A 7,117-nucleotide genomic window follows, 5' to 3' on the forward strand; every position below is an offset into this window, starting at 1 on the left:
AATCCCCGCTAATTTCTTAGCAGGGATTTGTGTATAAGAGACAGCTAATAGCGTAATGTCAGTCAGTTAACACTGACTGGCTTTTTTTTATAGGGATATTTAGATGGTTTCTTTTTCACACATCGTGGAAAGCTGCGCTCATGATGCCTTGTTGGTAACTGAAATAGCGTCAGCGTTTCTAATAAATGCTCATAGCGTTTTGGTAAATTTCCCGGACTTGTCAGTGGGATAGTTAACAGAAATACATTGATATGTCTTGAACAATGAGAAAAACTCAGTTGATTTGGCCATACTTCCAGTAACTCTGCTGCCTCACGCATGGCTATTCTTATAATATTGTAGGCAATTAGTAACCCCCACAATTCTTGCCTTATCATATCCGGCCTTTTTGAGCGTAGGATATAGTTTGAGTGCAACATTGTTTGTTTTATTTCTCGATATCCTATTTCTATTTCCCAGCGATGCATGTACAAATCAGCGATTTCTTTTGATGGGTAACGCATTACATCAAGCATTGATGTAAGAATCTGATACTGCTTATTATTATGCGTGTAAGTAAGCAGCCGAGCTTCTATAAACTCTGGCAAGTCAGTAAACTTTTTTCGCGCTTGTGGCGATGTTTTAAGACGCACTAACTGGTCATTTTTACTCACTTTCTTTATGGTATCAACGGTTAAGCCTTTTCTGACAGGTATCATCCAGTGCCTTTCAGTCCCTGCTTGGTGCCAACGATGCAAAAGCCCTAATGAATAATAACCGCGATCAAATAAGGTTAATGAGTTATCCGGTGTACCTTCAATGAGCTCTTCAGCGAGTGTCATTTCTCCTTGATGTTGCCCGTTAAAAGTACAATTAATGAGTTGATGGCTCGTTAGCTCCATGTGGCATACCATCCGAATTTGCGGATAGGTATTTTCACCATACTGGGTTGAGCCACACCCAAATACGTCTTTATTCTCTGGCGTATCATGTGTACGAAAAACAACGCCATCAACTGCTAATAGATTTAAGCCACAAAATGTATCGAAGTGGGCATGATTATAATGCCGTGACGCCATCATCTTGAAGACCTGCTCGACAGCATCTTCACCTAAGCGTTGTCTCGCTTGAACCATGGCACTAGGGGCAACTAGTTTCCCTTTACCTGGTAAGGCGATGTCCATTTTAGAGGCTATATCCCAAACAGATTCATGACGAAATAAACTCATACCAATCACAGACCAAACGACAGCATCGAGTGGTAGGCGACGTTTACGAACGGTGGCGACACCCGATTTTTCAAAAGCTTGGTTAAGTAATTCGGGATCTAAGATGCCAGATAAGTTATCAAGCGTTGTAAATTCATCAGCAGATGAGAAGGTGGTTGAAAGAGCTGTTTGAATATCCATAAAAAAACCGTAATTAGCGAAACTAATTACGGATTATTCACGATCATTTAGATCGGTCAACCGATCAATTAACCTTAACTGATCGGCATTACAGCTAATAGCGGCTTTATTTTTGTGGGCGAATTTTTGTAAAAATTATTGAATTTTTTGTATGCGTTAAGGTCTATCAGCATGCAAATATACCTATACAGTGAAATAACCATGCAAAACATGCCATCAATTAAACGTTGTACTCGAGAAGAGTTAGTGCCAGAGCAAGATTTGGGGCGTTTAGTCTCTTTTTTACGTTCGAGATTAGCCATTCATGTTGATGCCAAGTTACTCCCTATGGACCTAACTTCAGCGCAATATATTGTGGTTGTACTACTTGCGAGAGAGTCGGTTAATACGCTTGCAGGACTCTGCGAGTATATGGTTTATGATCGTGGCGCTATGAGCCGCTTACTAAACCGACTTGAAGAAAAAGGACTCATTATTAAAACGCAATGTGAGCTTGATAAGCGCTCAACTATTTTGTGTTTAAGTGAAAAAGGTAAAGCGCTTTGTCCTGAAATTATGCCTGTAGTGAACGAAGTCTATACGCAAGCATTAAATGGTTTTTCAGAGCCAGAAAAAAACCAAATAATCGACTTACTATTCAAAGCTATAAATAATCTTGATTCACTGCCAAACTCCCCCCAAAAGTAGATTATCAATAAAATAGCGATACTGTTTCAATAGAAAGTTAGCGTGCTAATTTGTTGATCTGATTGTGCGCAGAATCTAACTTTGATAATATAGTTGCCTAGGCAATTAAAGTTATCATCTTGTTAGGTTTGTTATGATTGAAAATAATTTGTTAGTACAATTACAGCAGCAATTTCCAGAACATACTTTTATGCAACATCACTTAAGTGTTGTCCATAAGGGACGTTTTGCTAACGCGATTGTGTATCGATATAAAGATAATGAATTTGATTTAATTGTTAAAGATTTTAGCCAAAGCCCGTGGTTTATCCGCAAAACATTTGCACGTATGTCGGTAAATCAAGAGTATAAAGGGTTGAGCCGTTTAGCAGAGCTTAACGCAGTTGCTAACCGCTTTTGTAGATTGTCGCCGATAGCGGTTGCTTATAACTATATCGAAGGCACGCCACTGCGCGCTTTAATTCATGAAGACAAAACACTACCTGTTAACTTTTTTAGTGAGCTTGAGCGTCAAGTAGCAAAAATGCATCGCAAAGGCATCGTGCATTTAGACTTGCGTAATATGGGTAATATTTTATGCGGCGCAGACGGTAAACCTTACTTTATTGATTTTCAGTCCACTATTAGCTTTTCTCGTTTTCCACGTTGGTTGCAACGCTTTATGCGAGGGTCTGACATGTCAGGCGTATATAAAGCATGGAATAAATTGGGTGAGCAACCTCTGCCACAAAAAAAGCAAGACTATTTAGAGCGCTTTAATCACGTGCGTAAACGCTGGATTTTTAAAGGTTACCCAATACAGCGAGGCTATGCGTGGGGCGCTGCACTTATTACTCAATTTGTAGATTCTGACTTAGTACGAAATATTACTGATAGACTTTAATTTAAAGAATAAACCGTAATTTAAAAACACCTAATTCATTGTGTGATTTTGCCCATATTAGCCTAGCTAATATGGGATTTTTTTTATTATAAGTAATCCCTTTGGTTTGCTTACTTGTTGTTTAATCCCTCAAAAAAAATTCCTTTTACTGTTTTTTTAATTTTTTAAAATAAATATTAGTACTGCATTTAGTTTGCCCATACAATGCGCAAAAATAGCTTGCGCATGCTTAATAAGTTCACGTTTTTTCTGCAATTTTTTATTGTTCAAGTAGACTATAAATAATGTGCGCTTTTAAATTTTAAGGTTTTAAGATGATTGAGTATCCGGTAGACCAACTTCCACAGCTCATAAATGATTTATTGCAATGCGATACAACAGAACGCAAAAATAAATTATTAGCAGATGCGCAGTTAACGCTTTCAACAGAGCACCTGTCATTACTTTTTGAGGCGATACCAAAAGAACAACGACTTGAAATTTGGCAGTTGCTTGATGAAGACACACAACACGAAATTTTTGTTAATTTAAGTGAAGATAGTTGTTTGTGGTTGCTGCAAACGCTAGAAGACACAGAGGCTTTTAAACTTCTTGATGAAGTTAATGTAGAAGAGCTACTGGAACTTGAAGAAGTTATACCAGAGCGATTTGTTGAGTATGCAAAAAAGCAACTCGATGAAGCGCAAACCAAACAATATGAATTAGCGCAGCAATACCCACCAGAACAATTAGGTCACTGGTTAGGTTTTGACTTTTTAAAAGTATCGGAGAAGCTAACAGCCGGTGGTGCTAAAAAATTGCTACACAAAGGTTTACCGCAATACAGTGAAGTTATTTATTTAGTAAGCCGCAAGGGTAGTTTAATAGGTGAGGTTGCGGTAAATGATTTAATAAAAGCCAGCGACACCGATAATTTAATGACATTGGCAAATCATGACTTTTCATCGCTCCATGCTGATGATGATTTATATGAAGCGGCAGAAGTGGTGATCCACAGTGAAAAAATGGCACTGCCAGTGGTTAATGCTGATAACAAATTACTTGGGCGATTAACCATTGCCTCTGCTTATGAATTACGACAAGAAATTGCTGATGAAGCAGCCGCTAAAGCCGGTGGTTTACGTGAAGACGAAGACCTGTTCGCAAGTGTGCGAAAAAGTGCTAAAAACCGTGGTATATGGTTAGGTATTAATTTAGCAACTGCCTTTTTAGCGTCGTGGTTTATCGGTTTATTTGGCGCAACGATAGAACAAGTTGTAGCATTAGCTGTATTAATGCCAGTGGTCGCTTCTATGGGGGGAATTGCAGGTAGTCAAACATTAACCGTTATTGTGCGAGGTTTAGCGCTTGGACAGGTTACAGATTCAAACCGTAATGCGTTGCTTAAAAAAGAGCTGCGTGTTGGCGCTGTAAATGGCTTGGTATGGGCGTTTGTAATCGGCCTACTTACCTTTTTATGGTTTAACGACTTAATGCTTAGTATTACGATTACGGTAGCCATATTATTGAATTTAGTGGCCGCGTCACTAGCAGGTGTTGTTATTCCGTCTATTTTAGACAAAATGAAAATTGATCCTGCGTTATCTGGTTCGGTAATTTTAACTACCGTTACCGATATTGTTGGGTTTGTTACCTTTTTAGGTTTAGGCAGTTTATTGCTTTTATAAGCCTTGTACCAATTCGCTTAATTAAGTGAATTGGTATTACTAACAGGAAAATACAATGACCTTTGAAGTCATGATTTGGTGTGCAATTGCTTTGTGTATTTCACAATCGGCAATATTTTCGGGCTTAAACTTAGCGTTTTTTTCACTAAGTAGGCTTCAGCTTGAAATGGAAAGTGCAAAAGGGAACGAGGCGGCTATAAAAGTCATGGCCCTTCGAAACGACTCTAACTTTTTATTGTCGACTATTTTGTGGGGCAACGTAGGTATTAACGTACTACTTACACTACTTTCTGATTCGGTATTAATGGGCGCAAGTTCGTTTTTATTCTCAACTATCGCAATTACTATTATTGGTGAAATAACACCGCAGGCTTATTTTTCGCGTAATGCGTTAAAAATGGCAAGCCTACTTTCGCCGTTAATTAAGTTTTATCAGATTCTGTTTTATATAGTTGCTAAGCCAACGGCTTTAATACTCGATGCATGGTTAGGTAAAGAGGGGATTACGTACTTTGCTGAAAGCGAGCTCAGGGGTATTATTCGCAAACACATAGAGGCTGAAGAAGCTGATGTTCAACACGTTGAGGGAATAGGCGCGCTTAACTTTTTTAGCTTAGATGAAATAAGCGTAACCAAAGAGGGTGAGGTAATTGATCCAGACTCTATTATTGCTTTGCCTACTAAGCTTGATTTACCTATTTTCCCAGACCTTACATTAACAACTGATAATGAGTTTTTACGCAAACTACATAAGTCATATATGGTCTCCTCCAGTATTGCAAGGTGTCATTCAACGATAGCAGGGACAGGTTTGCTGTCATATATACGGTCTTTTAGTGAAGATTATTACTTCTGACCTTGATGTAATCCGCGCATATTGTCCTGATCAGGTTATCGGTATTTACTACCACTGAACTCTATAGGTTTTCAATATGCAGGTTTGACCTGTTATGTCATCGTTTTAGCCACTTACGCAATTCTTTGAAGAGTATTTATACGGGTGAGTAACTCTCACCTGAAGCGCTAATAGCCCAAGCCATTCTCGCCATCTTGTTGGCATAAGCTACACATGCTCGATTATGCCCTCGAGTTTGAACCAGTCGGTTTATCCATTGACTTAATTTATCATTCTTCGTTTTTGCTCTTGAGACAACCGCTTTTGCTCCTTGGATCAACAGGCACCTTAAGTAGCTATTTCCTCGCTTACTTATCCCAAGTAAAGTACCTTTCCCGCCACTACTGTGTTGACGCGGAACGATACCTAAAGACGCTGAAACATCGCGGCCTCTTTTATAGTTACTGCCATTTCCAACTTCATTGAAATAGGCGCTTGATACCATAGGACCAAATCCAGGTATTGTTTGGATCCGTTGGCAAATATCATTATTTTTTGCTGTTTCAACTATTAATGTACTGTAAGTTTCAATGCAGCTGTCTAAGTTACTCAATTGTGTTTCTAACTGCTTTAGTACCGCTTTAAATGCGCCTGATAATCCGGTATTTTCATCTTCTAAAATTAGGGGGATACTTTTGCGTATTGTGTTTATACCCTGATTTAAAATAATTCCGTATTCAGCAGTTAAGCCTCGGATTTGATTGCATAGTGCCGTTCTTTGTCTGACCGCTAATTCTCTCGCTTTGTGCTGTGCTTGGTTATCTTGTTGCTCAACTGATTTTATACAGACACTCTTAATATGATGTTGTTTTGAAGCAACGCTAATTGCTAAAGCATCGTTATAATCATTTTTATTGCCAACTAAGAAGGCTTTTACATGCTGAGGTGGAATAAGCTTTATCTGATGACCACATTTTCTGATTTCTCGAGCCCAAAAATGAGAAGTTGCACAGGCCTCTAAAGCAACTAAACACGTAGTGTGTTGTTGGAAAAAAGATAACACTTGCGCACGCTTTAACATTTTCTTTTTAACTAAGCGCCCTTGTTCATTGCAGCACACCACATGGAAAAATCTTTTTGCTATGTCTAAACCAATTGTTGTAATCTTCATTTTGGTCTTCTCCCTTTGATTATTGTAACCACTTTAATCATGGCACATAGATGCCGTATAGGGAGGAGACCATTACATCAGGTTATAACTGGGTGATCATTACCAATGAAGACGGTTGGCCTTTATTAGTGGTAGATGCTGACGGTTTTTTAAGATCAGCGTTATTTGAGCCAGATACGTTTGACCCTTATCATTATTGTCACAGGCCTATAATTGTTGCTGATGAAGCGATGCGTTTGAGTGAAGTGATTTTAAAAATACGAGCTAATCATTCTTTAGATAAATCGTTTGATGGGGCCATTGATCACGATGTGGTATTAGTGTGGAGCGACGTGAAACGCATTATTACCGGCGCTGATATATTTGGTCGGTTGCTCAAAGGTATGAGTGCACCAAAACTCGAACTGCATGAAAATACAGAGAATAAAAAGCCGCGATAAAGCTGTCTCTTATACACAAATCCCTGCTAAGAAATTAGCGGGGATT

At 38.7% G+C, this 7,117-nt stretch carries 5 protein-coding genes and 2 pseudogenes; 5 read left to right on the forward strand and 2 right to left on the reverse strand.

The features are described 5' to 3' along the window. Nucleotides 1-62 precede the first annotated feature (62 nt). A complete protein-coding gene (locus GQR53_RS20025; RefSeq protein WP_165745024.1) occupies nt 63-1,388 on the reverse strand; it encodes an IS4 family transposase in 1,326 nt (441 codons plus the stop codon). 171 nt (nt 1,389-1,559) lie between these two features. Between GQR53_RS20025 and GQR53_RS20030 the strand changes: the two genes are divergently transcribed. From GQR53_RS20030 to GQR53_RS20045, 4 genes and pseudogenes are all read left to right on the forward strand, one after another. Continuing rightward, nucleotides 1,560-2,075 (forward strand): MarR family transcriptional regulator, encoded by a 516-nt coding sequence (locus GQR53_RS20030; RefSeq protein WP_240917520.1) that lies wholly within the window; start codon nt 1,560-1,562, stop codon nt 2,073-2,075. 133 nt (nt 2,076-2,208) lie between these two features. Then, entirely contained in the window at nt 2,209-2,958 is a 750-nt protein-coding gene (locus tag GQR53_RS20035) for an RIO1 family regulatory kinase/ATPase (RefSeq protein WP_138489524.1), read from the forward strand. Nucleotides 2,959-3,272: 314 nt separating this feature from the next. Next, nucleotides 3,273-4,625 (forward strand): magnesium transporter, encoded by a 1,353-nt coding sequence (locus GQR53_RS20040; RefSeq protein ID WP_165728468.1) that lies wholly within the window; start codon nt 3,273-3,275, stop codon nt 4,623-4,625. A 55-nt stretch (nt 4,626-4,680) separates the two neighbouring features. After that, nucleotides 4,681-5,382, forward strand: a pseudogene (locus GQR53_RS20045) (CNNM domain-containing protein); the annotation flags it as partial. 235 nt (nt 5,383-5,617) lie between these two features. Here the strand turns inward: GQR53_RS20045 and GQR53_RS20050 are convergent. After that, the gene (locus tag GQR53_RS20050; protein ID WP_165745025.1) at nt 5,618-6,631 is read right to left on the reverse strand and encodes an IS110 family transposase; all 1,014 of its coding nucleotides are present in this window, start codon (nt 6,629-6,631) and stop codon (nt 5,618-5,620) included. 77 nt (nt 6,632-6,708) lie between these two features. Between GQR53_RS20050 and GQR53_RS20055 the strand changes: the two are divergent. Beyond that, a pseudogene (locus tag GQR53_RS20055) lies at nt 6,709-7,071 on the forward strand (Mg2+ and Co2+ transporter CorB); the annotation flags it as partial. Nucleotides 7,072-7,117: the final 46 nt, after the last annotated feature.

Origin of the sequence: Pseudoalteromonas sp. Z9A6, assembly GCF_011378805.1 — a bacterium.
Taxonomy (GTDB): Bacteria; Pseudomonadota; Gammaproteobacteria; order Enterobacterales; family Alteromonadaceae; genus Pseudoalteromonas; species Pseudoalteromonas distincta.

Coding starts and splice junctions, on each gene's coding strand:
- GQR53_RS20025 (WP_165745024.1), bottom strand. CDS start 1,388: ATGGATATTCAAACAGCTCTTTCAACCACCTTCTCATCTGCTGATGAA.
- GQR53_RS20030 (WP_240917520.1), top strand. CDS start 1,560: ATGCAAATATACCTATACAGTGAAATAACCATGCAAAACATGCCATCA.
- GQR53_RS20035 (WP_138489524.1), top strand. CDS start 2,209: ATGATTGAAAATAATTTGTTAGTACAATTACAGCAGCAATTTCCAGAA.
- GQR53_RS20040 (WP_165728468.1), top strand. CDS start 3,273: ATGATTGAGTATCCGGTAGACCAACTTCCACAGCTCATAAATGATTTA.
- GQR53_RS20050 (WP_165745025.1), bottom strand. CDS start 6,631: ATGAAGATTACAACAATTGGTTTAGACATAGCAAAAAGATTTTTCCAT.